The sequence below is a fragment of the Pseudomonas sp. B35(2017) genome (genome assembly GCF_002113645.1).
GTDB classification, from domain to species: Bacteria; Pseudomonadota; Gammaproteobacteria; order Pseudomonadales; family Pseudomonadaceae; genus Aquipseudomonas; species Aquipseudomonas ekonensis.
Map to the genome: position 1 here is coordinate 1 of NZ_NEIZ01000011.1, position 19,353 is coordinate 19,353.

Annotated in this window: 8 protein-coding genes; all 8 read right to left on the reverse strand. The window is 70.1% G+C overall.

Going from position 1 to position 19,353, the window contains the following annotated elements; genetic code table 11:
- The coding region (locus tag CAG41_RS18230) for a filamentous hemagglutinin N-terminal domain-containing protein (RefSeq protein WP_139834979.1) at positions 1 to 9,901 on the reverse strand (9,901 nt) is incomplete at its 3' end.
- 204 nt (positions 9,902 to 10,105) lie between these two features.
- Positions 10,106 to 11,209 (reverse strand): substrate-binding domain-containing protein, encoded by a 1,104-nt coding sequence (locus CAG41_RS18235; protein ID WP_085582256.1) that lies wholly within the window; start codon positions 11,207 to 11,209, stop codon positions 10,106 to 10,108.
- Positions 11,210 to 11,713: 504 nt separating this feature from the next.
- The gene (gene gspF / locus CAG41_RS18240; RefSeq protein WP_085640505.1) at positions 11,714 to 12,925 is read right to left on the reverse strand and encodes a type II secretion system inner membrane protein GspF; all 1,212 of its coding nucleotides are present in this window, start codon (positions 12,923 to 12,925) and stop codon (positions 11,714 to 11,716) included.
- Entirely contained in the window at positions 12,925 to 14,331 is a 1,407-nt protein-coding gene (gene gspE, locus CAG41_RS18245) for a type II secretion system ATPase GspE (RefSeq protein ID WP_085707285.1), read from the reverse strand. Before gspE ends, gspF begins: the two co-directional genes overlap by 1 nt.
- Positions 14,328 to 16,706 (reverse strand): type II secretion system secretin GspD, encoded by a 2,379-nt coding sequence (gene gspD, locus CAG41_RS18250; RefSeq protein WP_085707286.1) that lies wholly within the window; start codon positions 16,704 to 16,706, stop codon positions 14,328 to 14,330. The genes gspE and gspD overlap by 4 nt, the downstream gene beginning before the upstream one ends.
- Positions 16,703 to 17,251: a type II secretion system protein GspM gene (gspM, locus tag CAG41_RS18255; RefSeq protein ID WP_085633391.1), complete on the reverse strand. Its 549-nt coding sequence runs from the start codon at positions 17,249 to 17,251 to the stop codon at positions 16,703 to 16,705. The genes gspD and gspM overlap by 4 nt, the downstream gene beginning before the upstream one ends.
- Positions 17,244 to 18,401, reverse strand: coding sequence for a type II secretion system protein GspL (gene gspL, locus CAG41_RS18260; protein ID WP_085640512.1), 1,158 nt, complete (start codon positions 18,399 to 18,401; stop codon positions 17,244 to 17,246). Before gspL ends, gspM begins: the two co-directional genes overlap by 8 nt.
- Entirely contained in the window at positions 18,398 to 19,351 is a 954-nt protein-coding gene (gspK, locus tag CAG41_RS18265) for a type II secretion system minor pseudopilin GspK (RefSeq protein ID WP_085694218.1), read from the reverse strand. Before gspK ends, gspL begins: the two co-directional genes overlap by 4 nt.
- Positions 19,352 to 19,353: the final 2 nt, after the last annotated feature.

Consider the following 19,353-nt stretch of genomic DNA (forward strand, 5'->3'; position numbering starts at 1 on the left):
GGGCGACCGCGACACGGGCATCAACCAGCCGCGCGGGCAAGGGCTGGTGGTGGCGGTGGGCAGCACCGGGCGGGTACAGGTTGGTGTTGCCGCTGCCGCCCAACGCCTTGAGCTGGCCGCTGTCGGCGCCGGCGCGCAGGCTGATGTTGCCGCCGCCCAGGGTGCCGAAACCGGTGAAGCCGACCAGATAGGCACCGGTGTCGACGCTCTGGTCCGGCAGCGGCTGGGTCGCATAGCTGCCGAAGTTGATCCACCACGCGGTCGGCACGTCCGCGTTGCCGGTGCCCTGGCGCCACAGCCAGTTGCCGACGGCTACGCTCGGCACCTGCTCGCGGGTGTCCATGTTCTGCGAATAGCCGCGACGGCCGAGCACATCACCGGACACCGAGCCGCCGGCATTGACCGTCAGGTTGCCGCCCAGCTGCGGATACCAGGCCTGGTACAGGCTGTCGCGGCTGCCGTCGACCCACTTCTCGTTGTCGGCATCGGCGCTGCCCAGCACCGAGCCGTTGTCCGACAGGCGCCCGCGCGGCTGGTTGAAGCGCGGATCGACGTCGGCCGACTGGGTGCCGGCGGTGTACACGCCGAACGGCGACGCCATGCTCAGGTCGCCGGCCGCCAGCACGTCCAGGTCGCCGGTGCCGGTGCGCAGCACGCTGAACATCTGGGTGCGGGTCTTCACGGTGACGCCCGGCTTGTTTTCCACGCACAGTTCCGGGAACGAACCGCACCAGGCCAGCACGTCGTCGTCGGTCATCGGCGCGTTGTCCGGCATGCCCATCCAGTTGCCCGGCGCCCAGCGCCAGCGCGGCGCCGGCACGCAGGAGTTGGGTGCCCAGTCGCACCAGTCCTTGAGGTCGTCCGGCACCGGATCCCCCGGCGTGAAACCGCCCAGGTTGCCCTCGCCCCATACCAGCGTCGGCGGCTTCTCGGTGATTTTCATCCCGTAATGGGTGTCGGCCAGGCGCAGGTGGCCGTCGCTGGCCACCGGCTTGACCGCGCGGGTGTCGGCGGCGTCCAGGTCGGCGCCGGCCACCACCCGCATCGACCACGACGCGCTGCCCGACGGCAGCAGGCTGGCCACCGCCCAGTTGCGGCCCTGAGCGGCGCCGCTCAACGGCCGCAGTTCGATGAACGTGGTGCCTTCGGCCAGCGCCACGTCGGTCATGGACGGGATCAGCGAGCCGCGCAGCAATGCCAGCGAGCCGCTCAGGCGCACGCCCTTGACGGTCTGCGCATCGCCTTCGACGCTGCCCGGCAGCGGCACGCCCTTGGGCCAGGTCAGGCCCCGCAGCGCCGTGTTGCCGTTGAGGCGGATGCCGGCGCCCAGACGGGTGCCGGCCGGCACGGTCACGCTGTCGCCCAGCAAGGTGCCGGCGGCGTACAGCAGATTGCCCGAGCCGTCGTGCACGGCGCCGGCCAGCACCGTGCCGGCGGCGAAGGTGTAAGGCGCCGCCAGGGTGCCCTGGGTCGGCAGCAGCGTGCCGGCGGCCAGGGTCGCGGCCTGCAGCGGCACGTCGTAGTTGAGGGTGGCGCCCGCCGGGAACAGCGTGCCTTCGGCCAGGGTCACGCCGCTGCCGGGCACGATCAGGTCGCCGCCGAACGGCTGGATGCCCGGCAGCAGTTTCCAGCCGGCGTCGTCCACGGTTTCCGGCGGCGGCGCAAAGCCGTCGTTGAGGCTGCCGTACACGTCGAGGTTGCCGCCGGCGCGGATCGCCAGGCTGCCCGCCTCGCCGGAGCCGTACACCGAGGTCTTCTGCGTGTGCGGATTGAGGCTGGCGTAGCGGTAGCCCGACAGGTCGATGTCGCCCTGCACCACCAGATCGCCGTCGGCGGTCTTGCTGGCGATCTCGACGCCTGGGCGCAGGTGCAACGCGTCGCTGTAGGCGCTGCTGCGCAGGCCCGCGAGCTTGCGTTGCAGCAGGTCGCCGTTGGCCAGCGCAGCATCGATGAACGCGCTGCTGTCGACGTGGATCCGGTTCAGGTAGGCCTGATCGATCACCTGGTAAGGACGGCCGCTGGCCGCCGGATCGCTGCCGTCGGCGGCATCGGTGTAGCGCCGCACGGCGTTGAGCCCGATGGAGCGCGCGCCCTGGATGTCCAGCGCCCCGCTGGCGTCGATGGCGATGTCGTCGGCGCCCAGGCGCGGCGCGTACAGCTCCAGGGTGCCGCGCAACCGGCCGTCATGCTGGCCCGGCAAGGTGCCGGCCACGGCGTCGGTGCCGTGGCGCAGATCGATCCGCGCCCCCGAAGCCAGGGTCAGCAGACCGTCGCCGGCGTTGAGTTCGACCGTCGCCCGGTTCGGCGCGTCGATGATCTGCCCGTAGCTGTCGACCCGCAGCACTCGGCCATGAGCATCGAGCACCCCGTTGCCGGCGAGGGTCAGGCCCTGCTTGGCGGCCAGGCGGATGCTGCCGACCCGCTCGCCGCTGGCGTCGATCAGCCCGGCGACTGTCAGGCTGCCGTTGTCCACCGACACGCTCACCTCGCCGGCCTTGAGCCCGTCGCCGATCAAAAGGTTGCCCTGCTTGAGCTGGAAGCTGCGGCTGCCGAACACCTGCCCGGCGTTCAGGCGCCCGTTGAGCGCGGCGAACTGCTCGTTGAGGTCACCGCCCAGGCGCTGGGCGCGGATGTCCACCCCGCCCGCCTTGTACGGCACCCACGTGCCGCCGGCATCGTAGCGCCCGCTGGCGGCGCCGAGGATCTGCCCCTGCAGATCGACCATGCCTGCGTCCGAACCCAGGGCCACCGCGCTGAGGGTGCCGGCCTGGTTGTTCTGCGCCGACAGGTCGATGCGCGAGCCGGTCGCCTGGCGGATCGAACCGTTGGCGCTGTGCAGCACCACGTCGCCGCCCCAGCTGTATTTGTTCACGTCGTTGAACGGCAGCGTGCGCCCGGCCACGTCCAGCAATGCGCCGGCCGCCAGGGTCAGATCCCGTTCGGCCTTGACCGTCAGCTTGCCGCTGGCCAGGGCGATGCGGCTGTCGAGCACCACGTCGCGGGCGTCCAGGGTCAGCTCCGCGCCCAGCGCATCGGCGCGCGCCGAGCCACCGCCGCCGCTGAGGGTGAGGCGTTCGCCGGCCTTGAGCCGGTTGACCGACGCCGCCTCGCCGGTCAGCAACGGCGTGCGCAGGTTCAGGTTGCCGCCGCTGTAGGCGTAGCCCTTGACCGGGTCGTAGGCGCCCTGGGTCTGGTACACCGACAGGCTGCCCTTGTGGTTGGCGGTGATGCGCTCGCTGGCGCTCAGGTTGACGTTGGCGAACCCCAGCGCCAAGCGGTCGTTCTGCGCCAGGCCGTTGGGCTGGGCATAGGCGCCGTAGCCGAACTCGATGCGCTGCGCCTGGATGTCCAGGGTGCCGCGGCCGGTGCCCGCGCCGCCGGCGACCACCGCGCCGGGGGCCTGGGTCGCGCCGTTCCAGATCAGGTTGGCGGTGCGCAGGGTCGCGACATCGCCCGCCTCGCCCAGGCCGTAGACCGCCGGGGTGGACAGCATGAAGTTCTTGAGTTTGCTCTGGCCGGTCACGGGGTCGAGCGTGTCGAGGGTGACGCTGCCGTAGAAGTTGAACGCCTCGCGGGTGGTCAGGTTCAGGGTTTCCAGGGCCGGCGCGCCGAATTGCGTGTCGCCGCGCAGCAGGCGGTCGAGCACCTGCTGGTTAAGGGTCAGGCCGGTGGGCACCTTGGCGCCGGCCTGCGCGAGCGCCTCGGCGCTGCCGGCGTTCACCGCGCCCACCGCCAGCGACAGTTGGCGGGTGCCGAAGCGCACCGAATCGCCCAGCTCGAACTGCTTGTCGGTGGCGGCGGTGATGCTGCCCTGGGAATACAGCAGCGCCGGTTCGGCACAAGCCGCCGTGGCGCAGGTGCCGATGCGGATGCTGCCGGAGGACGTGATGCCGTTGCCCGCTGCCGGCGCCAGCACGTTGTTCCAGCCGTTGGACACCACCAGCAGGCTCGCGGCCCCCGGCTGGTAGACGTAACCGCTGGCGGAGTCGTAGGGCACGCCGCCCCGGCTGAGGGTGTTGATGCCGGCCCCCGCTTCCACGGTGATGGCGCCGCTGCCCGCGTTGCTCCACAGCATGACTTCCGGCGCCGACAGCATCGCGCCTTCGCGCAGGGTGACGCTGCGGGTGTTGCCCTTGAAATCGACAATGTTGCCCGCCGTGACGTAGTCCACCGTGGGCGTCGCGCCGATGGCCAGGCGACCGGCGCCGAGCCGGTTGAGGGTGTCGGCGTACAGCGAGACCCCGGTGAAGCCCTCGCTGCGCGAGTGCCCGGCGCCGAGGATCTCGATGTCCGCCAGGCTGCTGCCGCGCACCACCGCCGAACCGGCCACGCCGCCCGCCGCCGCGCCGGACAGCACCTGGCCGTTGAAGTCCAGGGCGATGTCGTGGCGCCCGCCGTTGGTGAGGAACAGGTTGAGCGACTTGGCGTCCGCCGGGGTCAGCGCCCGTGGCACGCCGCGCCGGCCGGCGTCGCTGCGGATGAACGCGGCGAGCCCGGTTTCGTTGTACTGCGAATAGCGGCGCACCACGTCCGCCGAGGTCAGGATCACCTGGCTGGCCACGCTGTCGCGCAGCCCGGTGTTGGCCACCGACAGCAGGCCCGACGCCGTCCACGACCCGTTGCGCATCGCCAGCGCACCGCCGGCCGCCGTCGTGGCCTGGCCGTTGACCTCGACCCGGAACGCGCCGGGCAACAGGGCGAAGGTCGAGGGCAGCAAGGTGTACGTGCCCGCCGTCAGGCCCGGCACGCCGGCGCCGATCGTGATCTGCTGGCCGATCCGCGGATCCGACGCGCCCGCCTCCGCGAGCATCGGCGCGTAGGTGCTCTGGTTGCCCGGCACGATCGCGTACACCGGGTTGGCCGCCAGCCCCGGCAGGCTGAACGTGCCGTCGGCGGCGTTGCGCACCAGCGGGTTGAACCGCGCATCGGTGGAGCCGCCGCGCCCGGACACGAAACCGGCGCCGCGCAGGTCGCCGCCGCCGGACAGGTCGATCTGCGCGCCGTTCTGCACATCGACGTACTGCGAGCGCAGCGTCACCCCGGCCGTGTCGCCGCTGATGCCGTTGAGCACCACCGGTTTGCCGTTGTAGCGGTAGTCGATCCCGTCGGTGGTGCCGCCGTACGGCATCACCAGCCCGGCGCCGCTGACCGACGTCACGCTGCCGGGCAACAGGCGCACTTCGCGGGTCTGGGTCAGCAGGTCGTCGCCCAGGGTGATCATCCCCAACGGCGCCCGCAAGACACCGCCCTGCTCGATGTACCCGGCGAACAGGTTCAGTTGGCCGAACACCGAGTAAGGCAAGGCCTGGGGCGCGGCGCCTGCTGCGCCAATGCTCAGCGTGCGGCCGGGGCCTGCGTCTGCGCCGGCACGCGTGAAGCCGACACGCACATCGGCGGTGACGCCACTGGCCGGGTAGATCTGCGCCGCACGGAGATCCAGGTCCCCCGGCGTCCACAGTTGGGTCTTGGCCTTGCTGTCGGTCGGCGCGAGGAAACGCAGGTCGCCGCGGCTCTCCAGCGAGACCCGGTCGAAGCCCCGGCGCTCGGAGGACACCGCCGGGGCACCGTGCTGCAGGATCGAACCGCTGGCACCGAACGACAGGCTGTTGGCCACGTCCAGCAGGTCCGCGCTGGCCCGCAGCTGCGCCGCCGACAGCGACACCGGCAATTGCGAGGACGCGGTGTTCTGGATCAGCGGCCGGATGACGCCGACGTTAGTGAAGTACTGGCCGATGCCGGACAGGCGCAGGTACGGCGCCGCCAGGCTGACCTGCGCGGTGTCCTTGCCTTGCTCGCTCAGCGACAGCACACCGGCATACAGGCTCAGGCGCTGGCCCATGCGCAGGTCGACATCGCCGTCGAAGGACAGAAAGCCGTTGCTCATCAGGCTCAGGCTGTCGAAGCCGCCCGCCATCAGACGGTCGGCGCTCAGCCGCGCCTGGCCGTAGCTCAACGGCGCCGAAGCGTCCGTCGGCTGTGCGGTCTGGCCGATGACCATTTCCCGGGGCTTGCGCACTTCGTTGCCGGCGCTGTCCTGGTACAGCGGCGAGTCCAGCACCACCTCCAACTGACCGCCCGCCGCCCCGACGCCGCCGGCCGCCGCGTGCAGGCGCCCCTCCAGGGACAGGCCGTTGTAAGAACTGAACGCGATGCGCCCGCCGTCGCTGGCGACCCGGGTCGGCCCCTGCCCGGCGATGTCCAGCGTCGCTTCGGTACCGGACGCCTCCAGCCGCGCGCCCTCGCGCACGATCACAAAGGCGTCGGCGGAGGTGGCCGTGGCCTTCTTCGCGTCGATCTCGCCGCCGACGATGATGCTGCCGCCGCGTCCGACTTGCCCGTACACCCGGCCGAGGGCGTCCACCGCCGTATCGGCCCGGCCCGCCACGTCGAGCACAGCGTGTTCGCCGATGAGGATCGAACGCTGGTGCGCTTTCGGGTCGGCGGTCTGGTCGGAGGTCGCAGGGTCGATGGCCGCAAACTGCTGCTGACGAATATCGAGGGTGCCGCCCCAGGCGTTGAGCTCGCCGTCGACGGTGATCTGCCCCGGCCCGCGCAGGCTGATGCGCTGGCCCGGGTCGACGCTGATCCGCGAACCCTGCCCCAGCAGCAACGGGCTGTTGGCCGGATCGATCAGGTTGCGCAGGCTGGCCCCGGCCTGCAACGACAGGCTGGCCCCGGCGCGCTGGGTCAGGCGGCCCTGGATCGGGCTTTCCTGGAACAGGGTCGGCGTCCACATCTGCATCGCCGTGTCCGGGTCGACACCGCTGGGGCGGTCGGCGGCCGCATCGGCGAACCGGTACACCGGCATCGTCACGTCGAGGGTCGTGCCGTCGGCCACGGTCAACCCGTTCAGGCCGATCAGGCTGTAGGCGGAGAAACCTTTGCCGAACAGCGCCGGGGTCAGGTGCAGGGTGTCGGCTGCCGGCGTTTCAGCGCTCTGGCCGACCGTGATCCTGCCGGCCTGCACCGTCAGGCTGCCGCCGCCGGTGACGCCGTAGCCGCGCACGTCGCCGTCGAAAATCAGCCGGGAATCGCCGGGGGCGGAAATGGCGCTGGACTCCAGCGTCACGTCGCCGCCCTTGCCGCCCCGGGTCTTGCCGTTGGCCAGCACCGCGCCGCCAGACGACACGTCCAGCAGGCTGCCGGCGGCGACCCGGATGTCGCCGCTGCTGCGGATCGACACCGAACCGCCGTTGAGGTACGCCAGGCTGGCGGAGTCGTCGGGGTCGCTGCGCAGGTTGCTCCACAGCCCACGGGTGTCCAGGCGCACATTCTGGGCGATGTCCACCACGGTCGGCTGGCCGGCCGGGGCATTGATCCGGGTGTCCGCACGCTTGTCGGTGTTGAGCTGGTTGAGCACGTTGCCCAAGTGCAGGCTGCCGCCCCGGGCGGTGAGGTCGGCGCCGACGTGCACCTGCGGCCCGTACAGGGTGATGTCGCCGCCGGCGTCGACGCTCAGCGCACGGTTGACGTCGATCCGCTCCTTGGCCGCGACCTTCAGCGCACCCAGCCGCCAGCCGTTGAGGGTGTCGGCGTCCAGCGTCAGCGAACCGCTGCGTGCGGCCGGCACGCTGCCGGCGAGATCCGCCGGGGCATCGGTGCCGTCGGCCTTGCCGACCGTCACCCGGTCCATCAATGGATTGAGGCCGTACAGCAGACCGCCGGCCGCCGCCACGTAGGCCGGGTCGTAGCTGCCGACGATCAGTTGCGCGCGCCGGGCCAGTGCGGTCTGGCTCTGCTCGTAGCCGTCCAGCGCCGCGCGCGGGGCCTGGGTCTGGCGCTCGCCCTGGAAGGTTTCGCCCAGCAGTCGGCCGCCCAGCACCGCGCTGCGGGTGCCGATCACCAGTTGTCCGGCGTCGCGGCCGACGGTGTAGCCCGACTCGAAACGCTGGGTCGGTGCGATCAGCGGGTTGTAGTAGACGCTGGTCTGGCCCCAGCGCTCGCTGCGGTCTTCGTAGCCCTTGTACAGCCCGGTGTAGAGCAGGTCTCCCGGCGCCCGCGAGACCTCGTACAGGCGCCCGTCCGCGCCGCGCAGCCAGCTCTGGCGGATCTCGCCGCTCTGCACGTCGAGGGTGCCGCCGGACAGGTTGATCAGCGAGCCCCGCTCGGTGACCACGTCGTTGCCGGCGAAGCTCACGGTGCCGCCCTGGGCCATCCATTCGCCGATGCCGTGGCCGCGGGTGCCGAGGTAGCCGCCGACCTCCAGCAAGCCGCCGGCGGTGTACCAGCGGTCGGTGGCGTAGCCGTTGGTGCCGGCCGGCACGTACACCAGCTCACGCACGTCGACCCAGACGTCGTTGCTGTTGAGCGCGCCTTTTTCGCGGTTGACCGAGGCATCGCGCTGCTCGTTGCCCTGGACGTTGATCTTGATGCTGTTGGACGCCATCGCCACCTTCACGCCGACGGCCCCGGACACGTCGATCAGCGCACCGTCGCGCACCACGCTGCGGCCCTGGGCCGTCACCGCGACCTGCCCACCGGTGGCGAGGGTGACCGAACCGTTCTGGAACTCGACGCTGCCGCCGCTCTGGATGTCGATGCGCGACTGGTCGCTGCGGATCCGGTTGTTGGCGTTGACCCCGGTCAGCGCGGCCTGGTGCTGGCTGTCCAGGGCGGTGAGGTCGCTGCCGTCGAGCAGGATCGCCGTGGCGCTGCCCTGGCCGAGGGTGACGCTGCCGGCGGCGTCGGCCGCCGGGTTGAGCAAGTGGATCGTGCCCCGGGTGGCCACCGAGGTACTGGCCACCGCCACGCCGTTCTGGACCACCTCGTGGCCGGTCAGGGTGATGTCGCCGGTGGCCGCCTGGATCAGGCCGTTGTTGCTGACCTTGCCCGCGCTGGCGCCGGCCTTGAAGCCCGGGGTGACTTCGTTGCCGAACGTGGTGGAGAACACGTTGCCTTCGGTGCCTGCGCCCTTGCGGATGTAGAAGCGGTCGCCGGCGCCGAGCACGGTCTGGCCCTTGGCGGTGGCGATGCGGCCGTCGTTCTGCACTTCGTTGCCGAGCAGCAGCACGTAGCCGCCGGCAGCGGTGGACGTGGCCGGCGCGTGGGTCTCCAGGGACGCGCCCCGCTCCACCAGCACCTTGCCGGCGGCGTCGGTGAAGGTCGCCTGACTGCCGCTGCTGTCGACGTACAGGCCACGGTCGCGGAACTGGCTGTCGCTGATCGTTGCGGCGGCGGCCACCAGGTTGCGCACGTTGACCTGGCTTGAGCCGCTGAACACCACGCCGTTGCGGTTGATCAGCATCACCGTGCCGTCGCCCTTGATCGCGCCCTGGATCTGGCTCGGCCGCGCCGCCGGGTCGTTGATGCGGTTGAGCACCGCCCAGTCCGCCTGCTGGGCGAACTCCACCGTGGTGTTGCGGCCGACGTTGAAGGTTTCCCAATTGAGGATCGCCTTGTCGGCGGTCTGCTCGATCTTCACCGTGGTCTTGCCGTCGGCCTGGGACTGCTGCGGGCCTTTGGCGTTCTGCCAACCTTGGGCCAGGCTGTTGTCGACCTTCAGCCCGCCTTCGCCGAGCCCGTCCGGCACCCATTGCACCGACCCCAGCGCCGCCGCGCGGCCGGCGGCCTGGACGGCCTGCTGCGCGGCGATGGCGGCGACGGTGTTGTTGAGGGTCTGCAGCGAGCGCTGCAACTGCTGGTTGGCCCGCTGCTGCTGGGCCAGCGGCGGCGTCATGCCCGGCAACCCGCCGACGCTGCCCCGTACGGCGGCGTTCTGCTGCGCGGCGCCCTTGGCCGCGAACCAGCCGGAGCTGAACGCGGTCGCCGCTTCGGCGCTGCCCGCCACCAGGCACAGCGCGACGGCGTGCGCCAACGGCTTGAGCAGCCACAGGGTCGGCTGCGCAGCGGCGTGCGGGAGGGACGGGGCAACGTTACGGCGACGGGACGGGCGAGCGGGCATCACTGCGAAATCCTTTTTTTGTCTGGCGCATTTGTCTGGCACAAGAGACCGCAGGTCACACGCCCCTGCCGTTACCACCTAGGCGGTTGGCGGACGCCGCGACCGAACGGATGTCACACAAACTTCATGAACGAGGAGTAGGCCGGCCAAAAAAAACGGCGGCAGCCCGAGGGCTGCCGCCATTTCTTGCACCGGGTGCTGCGCTTACAGAGGACGGCCTACGCCGTTGCAGACGCTGGCGTTGTTGATGTCCAGGTTGTTGCCGGAGGTGTTGGTGATGAAGTTGGCGGTCACAGCGGCTTTCCAGTTGGTCGGAACCGGCGTGAAGCTGTGGGCCACGGTGGCGGCGTTGTTGCCTGGGTTGCTGTAGTGGGTGGTCAGGAAGCTGCGCACATCGTTGGCCACGGAAGCGTCCTTGTAGCACTGGCCGAAGACGAAGTTGGTGTAGGCCACGATCGGGTAGCCGCTCGATGGGTTAGGCACGACCGGCACCCACTGGGCAGGGTTCGAAGGCGTGGTCGGCAGTGCGGCCGAACCCAGGGCCAGCGAGACGTTGGCGGTGGTCGGCTGTACGCCGTTGACGCGGGCGACCACGGCGTTGCTGGCGGCGTTCACGCCGTCCGGGCCGACGTAGCCGATGGAGCCATCCACAGCGTTGACGGCGGTGGCGACGTCAGCGGTGTTGGCTACGCCCACCCAGTTCGAAGGCAGGGTCGAACCGGCTGGCAGACGGGCGCTGGTGAAGGTCGAGTTGACCGCGAACTTGGTCGGGCAGATCGAGTTCAGGTGACGGCTGAGGATCTCGGTGGTGCCGCTGGAGACGTTGCGGTAAACGACGCGGATCGGGGTGGTGTCGGCGGTGCCCAGCAGGGTGCCCCAGGTGGTGGCGGTGCCGGACAGTGCGTCGCACAGTTGGGCGCTGGTCAGGTTGAGGGCGGTCTGGCCGGCCTTCTTGTAGGGGATGGCAACCGAGGTGGCCACGGAAGGCAGTTGGATCAGCGGGCCGTACGAAGCGCCGAAGTTGGTGTTGTAGGTGCTGATTTCGGTGGCGCTGAGGATCGAGTCGCTGCCGGCGAAGTGCACGGTGCCGGTGGTGCCGAACTGCGAGGCGGTGTTGGTCAGGAAAGCGCTTTTGCCCACGCCGCTGCCGGTCACGGCATAGCTGAAGTTGGCAGGCAGGATGCTGTTGGCAGAGCCTTTGTACAGAGCGGCAGGCAGTGAGGCGCCACCACCGGTTACGGCCATGGCCTGGGCGGAAGCCAGGGCGGCGACAGTCAGTGAGGCGGCGATCAGAGTGCGCTTGAACATGAAGAATCTCCTTTTCAACGTAGGTTGGGTACACAGGTTTCAGGTGACTTGCATGACGCGGGTCGGACTCACCGCTGACCGTCGCTGACGTGGCCCGTGGTTAAGTCGCAGGGAGAAATTCGCAGGTTCCGGTGACAGATAAAGGAAAAAACCTCGGGAGCCGAAGACGCCTTCCGGCGGTTTTTCCTCGGGTGTTTGCGCGGCCGTTTCGGCTGTCTGGGACGGGGTTTTGCGCAAGATCGGCCAGAGCCGTTGAACGGCCGTTGCAGATGACAGAAAGGAGAACCCGAGGATGGCCGGCGCGGGACTCGGGTGACGAATCAGGCAGTGAAAAAATTTTAGAACTTAACTGATCGGGCGGACCTCTTCGTCGGATCGTCGTCCGGGGCAAGCCTGCTCCCACAGGTTTCTGCGGTGAGCACAGATGCTGCGGACAACCTCAATCACTGTGGGAGCGGGCTTGCCCGCGAAGAGGCCGGTTCAGGCAACCTCAAAGGCACAGCCTTATTGCACCAACTGATTGATCTCGATGATCGGCAACAGCACCGCCATGACGATCACCAGCACCACCCCGCCCATCACCACGATCATCAGCGGCTCCAGCAGCGCGGTCATGCCCATGGCCCGGCGTTCGATGTCCCGGGACAGGGTCTGCGCCGCCCGCTCCAGCATCGGCGGCAGCGCGCCGGTCTTCTCGCCGCTGGCGATCAGGTGGATCAGCACCGGCGGGAACACGTTCTCCGCCTTCAGCGCCGCCGCCAGGTTGGCGCCTTCGCGCACCTTGGCGGTGGCCTCGTTGACGCTCAGGCTCAGGCGCTCGTTGGACAGGGTCTGGCGCGCCGCGTCCAGCGCCCGCAGCAACGGCACCCCGGCCCCGCCCAGGATCGCCAGGGTCGAGGCGAACCGCGCCGTGTTCAGCCCCAGCACGAACCGCCCGAACAACGGCAGCCGCAACACCCGGTGGTGCCAGCTCAGCCGCGCCGCCGGGTTGCGCAAGTACAGGCGCCAGCTCCAGAAGGCACCGCCCAGCAGCCCCGCGCACAGCCAGCCCCAGGCGCGGATGAAATCGCTGGCGGTGAGCATCGCCAACGTCAGCCCCGGCAGGTCCTGGCGGGCCTGGGAAAACGCGCTGACCACCTGCGGCACCACGTAGCTGAGCAGGAAGATCACGATGCCGATCGACACCAGCCCGACCACGCCCGGGTAGATGAACGCGGTGAGGATCTTGCCGCGCAGGTTGTTGCGCTCCTCGATGTAGTCGGCCAGGCGCTCCATGACCTGGGCCAGGTCGCCGGACTCCTCCCCCGCCGCGATCAGCGCCCGGTAGATCTCCGGAAAGTCCCGGGGCCGGGCCGCCAGCGCTTCGGCCAGGCGCATGCCGCTGCGCACGTCGGCGCGCACGGCGCCGAGGGTGTGGGCGATGTGCTTTTTCTCGGCCTGCTCCACCGTGGCGCTCAGGGCGGCTTCCAGCGGCAGGCTGGCGCCGAGCAGGCTCGCGAGTTGCCGGGTGGCCCAGGCCAGGTCGTTGTCCGACAGCTTCGGGCTGAACAGGCCGCCGGCGCCCTGGCCGGCGGCGGTGTTTTCCTTCTGCACCGACAGCGCGGTCAGGCCCCGGCTGCGCAGCAGGCCGAACGCGGCGCTCTGGCTGTCGGCCTCCAGGTGCCCGGTTTCGATCTTGCCGCCGGCGTCGGCGGCCTCAAAGCGGTAGCGGTTCATCAGGCGTCCCGTGTCACGCGCAGGATTTCCTCGGGCGCGGTGGCGCCGCTGCGGATCCAGCGCTCGCCGTCCTCGCGCAGGCTGAGCATCCCGGCCTTCTGCGCCGAGGCGCGCAAGGCCTGCTCCCCTGCCCCTTGGTGGATCAAGGTGCGGATGTCGTCATCGATGCAGAACAGTTCATGGATACCGGTGCGGCCGCTGTAACCGGTGTGGTTGCATGCCGCGCAGCCCATCGGGCGCCAGGTGCCCGGTGCGGCCGGATCCGGCTGCTTGCAGTGGCCGCACAGGCGCCGCACCAGCCGCTGCGCGAGCACACCGAGCATCGACGACGCCAGCAGGAACGGTTCCACGCCCATGTCGATCAGGCGGTTGACCGCCGACACCGCGTCGTTGGTGTGCAGGGTCGCCAGCACCAGGTGGCCGGTCAGCGAAGCCTGCACGGCGATCTGCGCGGTCTCCAGGTCGCGAATCTCGCCGATCATGATGATGTCCGGGTCTTGCCGCAGGATCGCCCGCAGCGCCAGGGCGAAGGTCATGTCGATCTTGGCGTTGACCTGGATCTGGCTGATGCCCGGCAAGTCGTACTCCACCGGGTCCTCCACGGTGAGGATGTTGCTGGTGCTGGCGTCCAGCCGGGCCAGCGCGGCGTACAGGCTGGTGGTCTTGCCGCTGCCGGTGGGCCCGGTGACCAGCACGATGCCGTGGGGCTGGCGGATCAGGCCGTCGAGGCGGGCCAGCACTTGGGCGTCCATGCCCAGGGTCTCCAGGTGCAGGCGACCGGCCTGCTTGTCGAGCAGGCGCATCACCACCCGCTCGCCGTGGCCGGTGGGCACGGTGGACACCCGAATGTCGATGGGCCGCCCGGCCACGCGCAACGTGATGCGGCCGTCCTGGGGCAGGCGTTTTTCGGCGATGTCGAGCTGGGCCATGATCTTGATCCGCGACACCAGCGCGCCGTGCAGGGCCTTGCGCGGCGAGACCACGTCGCGCAGGGTGCCGTCGACCCGGTAGCGCACCACCGAATGGGTCTCGAACGGCTCGATGTGGATGTCGCTGGCCTCGTCCCGCGCCGCCTGGGTGAGCAAGGCGTTGATCATGCGGATCACCGGCGCGCCGTCCTGGGTGTCGAGCAGGTCGGTGATCTCGGGGATGTCCTGCATCAGGCGGTCGAGGTCGACCTCGCTCTCCGCCGCGCCGACCACCGCCGCCGCACTGCCGGTGTCGGCGTAGGCGCTGGCGAGCAGGCCGTCGAGCTCGTCGTCGCGCACCCGCTCCAGCCGCGCCGCGCCGAACTGGCGGCGCACCTCGCTGATCGACCAGCCCGGCGTCGACGGGCACACCGTCAGCACGCCGTCGCGCAGCAAGATGCGTTGGGCCTTGGCCCAGGCGTAGGGCAATGCGCTCATGACCGCGGACTCGCTTCCAGCGGAACGGCCTTGATGGTCGCCCGCGGCCCGGAGGACGGCGCCACCGCCGGCACGCCCTGGGCGGCGTTGGGCAACTGCGGCGCCTGCATGTCCGGCATCGCCCAGCTGCGCTCCGGTTGCAGGCCGCCCTGGGCGCGGCGCATGAAGTCGTAGCGGTTGAGGGTGATGCTGCGCCCCGCCGCGCTGTCGCGGATGATGTACGGGCGCAGGAACACCATCAGGTTGGTCTTGTTGATCGAGCGGCGTTCGTTGCGAAACAGCGCGCCGATCCCCGGCAGGCTGCCCAGCCACGGCACCGCTTCGTTGCTCTGGCTGTAGCCGTCCTGGAGCAGGCCGCCGAGCACCATGATCTGGCCGTCGTCGAGCAGGATGCTGGTGTCGATGGCGCGCTTGCTGGTGACGATCCCCGCCGAGGTGGCCGCCGCCGAAGCACGTTCGTCGATGCTGCTGACCTCCTGGTAGATGTCGAGCTTGACCGTGCCGCCCTCGGAGATCTGCGGCCGCACGTTGAGCTTCAGGCCCACCTCTTCGCGGGTCACGGTCTGGAACGGGTTGTTGCTGGTGCCCCCGCCGCCGGTGACGTAGCTGCCGCTGACGAAGGGGATGGTCTGGCCGACGAAGATGCTCGCTGCCTCGTTGTCCAGGGTCAGCAGGTTCGGCGTGGACAGCACGTTGGTGCCGCCCTTGCTCTTCAGCGCCCGGGCCAGCACCTTGAGGTCGAGGACCTTGCCGATGCCGGGAATGTCGACGGTGCCGTTGACGTAGCCCACGTTCAGCCCCTGGGGCAGCACGTCGAGGCTGGTCTTGCCGTTGAGCTTGAGCCCGGAACCGCCGAGGTTGGCGCCGCCGATCACGCCCTTGCCGCCGAGGTTGCCGCTCTGCCACTGCACGCCGAATTCGCTGGCGTCGTCCTCGCCGACCTCGACGATCAGGCTTTCGATCACCACTTGGGCGCGTCGCTGGTCGAGCAGGTCGATGACTTCGCGCAGGTTGCGGTACAGCGGCTCCGGCGCGGAGATCAGCAAGGTGTTGGTGGTGGCGTCGGCCTGGATGGTCACGCCGCCGGCGCTGAAGGCGACGTTCTGTTCGCTGGCCTGACCGCCGGCGGTGCCGCTGCCGGCGCTGCTGCCCTGGGCATAGCTGCCCCCGTTGCCGGAACCGCTGCCGGTGGTGGTGCTGCCGGTGGTGGTCTGCGTGCCGTTCTGGTTGGCCTGCCCGCCGCCATTGGCCGTGCTGCCCATGGCGCTGAGCACCGAACGGGCGCCGTCGCCGGTGCCGCTGTCGCTCTCGCCGGTGAGCAGGCCGCGCAGGGCCTGGGCGAGCTTGCCGGCCTGGGCGTTGCGCAGGTACACCACGTGCAGGTTGCTCGGGTTGCTCTGGGCGTTGTCGAGCTTGTAGATCAGGTTGCGCGCCAGCTCCGTGCGCTCGGGGCTGCCGGCGCGGATGATGATGGTGTTGGAGCGCGGGTCGCCGATCACCGCGATCTTCTGCGTGGGGTCGTTGCCCGGCGCGTCCAGCAGGTCGGCGACCATCGGCGCGATGTCGGCGGCGATGCCGTTCTGGATCTGCACCACGTCGGTGTCGATGGCGCTCGGGGTGTCGATGCCGGCGATCAGTTGCGCCACGCGGTTGAGGTTCTCGGCGTAGTCGGTGACCACCACCGTGTTGTTGCCCGGATAGGCATTGATCGGGTTGTTCGGCGACACGATCGGGCGCAGCACCGGAATCAGGTTCACCGCGTTCTCGTACTGCAGGCGGAAGGTGCGGGTGAGCATGCCGTTGCCGGCCGGTTTGTCGGCGCTGTAGATCGGCCCGCCGAGCAGCTTGGCGTCGGCCTCCGGCACCACCTGGGCGACGCCGCCGACGTCCACCACGCTGAAGCCCTGCATGCGCAGCGCCGCCAGCAGCATCTCGTAGGCCTGGCGGGCCGGCACCTGGCCTTCGGAGACCAGCGTGAGGTTGCCCTTGACCCGCGGATCGACCAGGAACTGCTGGCCGGTGGAACGGGACAGCGCCCGCACCACGGCCTGGATGTCGGCCTCGACGAAGTTCAGGGTCACCGGTTGGTCGCCCAATGGATTGGCCGCCGCGACGGGCCCCTGCGCCGCCCCGCCGCTGCGGGCGCGTGCGGTGATGTTGTGCAGTTGCTTGGGCGCAGGCCTGACCTGGGCCTGCATCCGCTCACGGTCCAGCACCGCGTCGCCGCTGCGCTGGGTGTTGGCCAAGGGCCGGCCGAGTTCGCTGTCCACCAGCAACGGCGGCTGATTCTGCGGGGCGGTGTTGCTGCACGCGCCCAACGCCACCAACAGCATCGGCAGCGCCTTGCGCGCCGGGTTGAAACCTGACCCCTTCATGAAGCTTCCTTAGCGCCCAGCGCCTGATCCATGCGTACGGTGCCTGACAGAGTGCCGGCGGTGTCATCGGTCGCGGCGGCCTCTGCGCGTTGCAGACGGGCCTCGACCACGTGCAGCGAAAACTGTTGCGGGCGGCTCAGCAGCCAGTCGAGCACGGCGTCCGCCGGGGCCGCGTCGAAGGTCAGTTGCCAGCCGCCGGACGGCACCGCCTGCAAGCGGAAATGACCCGCCAGCCCGGCGGCCTGCAACCCGTGCTGCAGCGAAGATTCGAGGTCTTGTCCGGCGGCCGGCGCGCTGACGTCGCGCAACAGCACCTCCAGGGCTTCGGCCTGGGCCCGCAGCTTCGGCGTTTCGGCCTGCCAGTCGGCGATCTTCTTCAACGGCGGCTGGATCAGCGCGACCCACACCAGCAGGGACGTCACCGCGACGGCCATGCCGATCACCATGCGTTTCTCCCGCTGGGCCAGCGGCTGCCAGCGGGCCTGCACCTGCCGGGCGACGCGCTGCCAGGCGGCGCGGCCATTGGCCAATGTCACCTTATTCATCTTCCGCTCCGCTGTTGTCGCCGTCGTCGTCGCCTGCCGTAGAGAGGGCCTCGCCGGCCGGACGCAACGTCCAGCCGTCCGCGTCATGGCTGACGCTGATCCCGGCCTGGGCCAGCGTGTCTTGCCACCCCTTGTCGCTGCCGGCCCGGGCGTCGTCCAGCAGGCTCAATTGCAGGGCGCCGTCGACGAACGTGAGGCGCTGCACGCTGCCGGCCATGAACGGCATGCCGTTGCCCGCTTGCAGCACCAGCCGGCTGAAGGCCTGCCCCGGATCGTCCGCCGCCCCCTGCTGACGCGCCGCCAGTTGCTGACGGGCCTGTTGCAGCGGATTGAGGATCACCGGCAATTCGGGAAAGGCCTGTTTCACCCGTTGCATCATCTGCGCCTTGAGCTGTTGGCCCTGCGCGGCTTCGCGGGCGGCGTACAGGTTCAGGCCGGTCACCCACACCGTCAGCGCGAGTGCGCCAAAGCCCAGCGCCCGTCCCCAGCCGCGCCGGTCCACCGGCTGCTGGAGGCCGGCATGCAGCCCCCAGGCCGGCAGCGGTCCGCTCCAGCGCTGGTCGGACGGCAACGACTGTGCGCCTTGCGGGGCGTCGTCGCCGATCCAGTGCAGCGCCACGCCGGGTTCCGCCTGCTCCCCGTCGTCGAGCAGCGGCTGGATCCGCGCCGTGTGCAGGCTGTCGCGCAGCAACAGATGCCCCTCGAACACGCCACCGACCCCGCCGGCCATGACCGGTAAACCGTAGGCCGCCGGGTACAGGCCCTTGAGGTGCAGCCCGGTCTGGCGCAGCAACCGCCCGAGCTGTTGCAGTTCCTGCCGCGCCAACCACGCCACCGCCACCTGCCCGGCGTCATCCCGCGGACCGTGGGCCACGTGCATGGCGGCGACGTCGCCGAGCATCAGGGTCTGGGCCGCGCACTGGACGGCGGCGGCCATCTTGGCGGTCGGCAACGGCGGCAAATCGAGGCTGGCCAGGAGGCTGTCCGCCGGGTGCAGGAAGCACACCAGCGGAGTCTTGGCCGGCAGTTGCCCCAGACGCTGCACCTGTTGGCGGACCACCTGCCCCTGACGGTCGAGCCACACGCAGGCAAGCTCGCTGTCCAGGCTCAGCTGCGCCAGCGGCGGCAGGCCCACGCGCACCGGCGTCATACCCCCACCCTCGACCAGATCACCTGCGGCAGACGGTCTTGGCTTCGGTGCAGCAGCGCTTCGACGCTGACCCGACGCTGCTCGCGGCGGGCCTGGCCGCGCAGGCGGAACCAGTCACTGGTGATGCCGACCTTGACGCTGGTCATCTCCAGTTGCGGCAGGCGCAGGCGGTTGACGAAGTCGCCGCGGTTGATGAACCAGCGGCCGGCGTCGCGCTCATTGATCAGCGCCTGCGCCCGCTCCAGCGACAGCCCCGGCACATACGCCGCCAGCACCGGCGCGGTGGCGGTGTTGCCGTTGACCCAGGTGTTGGCCGGGATCACCGTGAGGTAAGGCGCCAGCTTGCGCAGGACGGCGTCGTCGACGCCCTCGACGCTGCGCAGGTCTTCAAGCGTGCGCAGCATCGGCAGGGTCGGTGGCTGCGGCTTGCGTGCGGCGCCGGGCGAAGTGCCGCGGCCGCTGTCGAAGCCATTCTTCGCCAAGGCCTTGTCCGCCAGGGCCGGGTTCAAAAGCCGTGGGTAGGAATCGATGACCCGCAAAGTGATGCGCCGGGCCAGTGCGTCGCTGACGCCGATCAGTGCGCACAGGCGCTGGAACGCCTCGACCTGGCCGTCATCGACCCGTTCGTTGGCCACCAGCGTGCGCAGGTTGAACTTGCCCTGCTCGTCCTCCAGCCGCCCTTCGAAACCGTAGGCGTTCAGCCCCTGTGCCCAAGGCTGGTCGAGCCGGGTCAACGGGTCGCGCTGCCGGGCGTCCCAGAGCAATTGGCGGCTCAGTTCCAGGCCGCCGTTCAGCAGCCAGCGCCCCTGCACCCGCAGTTGCTCGGCTTCCAGCGCACGGGTCGAGACGCTCTGACGGGTGAGCATGCCGGCGGCGATCACCGCCACCACCGCCGCGATCAGCAGCGCGCTGATGATCGCCATGCCCCGCTGGTTCGATGGGCTGTCCATGG

Excerpts from the sequence above, each read along its gene's own strand:
- CAG41_RS18235 (WP_085582256.1), bottom strand. The coding sequence starts at position 11,209 with ATGTTCAAGCGCACTCTGATCGCCGCCTCACTGACTGTCGCCGCCCTG.
- gspF (WP_085640505.1), bottom strand. The coding sequence starts at position 12,925 with ATGAACCGCTACCGCTTTGAGGCCGCCGACGCCGGCGGCAAGATCGAA.
- gspE (WP_085707285.1), bottom strand. The coding sequence starts at position 14,331 with ATGAGCGCATTGCCCTACGCCTGGGCCAAGGCCCAACGCATCTTGCTG.
- gspD (WP_085707286.1), bottom strand. The coding sequence starts at position 16,706 with ATGAAGGGGTCAGGTTTCAACCCGGCGCGCAAGGCGCTGCCGATGCTG.
- gspM (WP_085633391.1), bottom strand. The coding sequence starts at position 17,251 with ATGAATAAGGTGACATTGGCCAATGGCCGCGCCGCCTGGCAGCGCGTC.
- gspL (WP_085640512.1), bottom strand. The coding sequence starts at position 18,401 with ATGACGCCGGTGCGCGTGGGCCTGCCGCCGCTGGCGCAGCTGAGCCTG.
- gspK (WP_085694218.1), bottom strand. The coding sequence starts at position 19,351 with ATGGACAGCCCATCGAACCAGCGGGGCATGGCGATCATCAGCGCGCTG.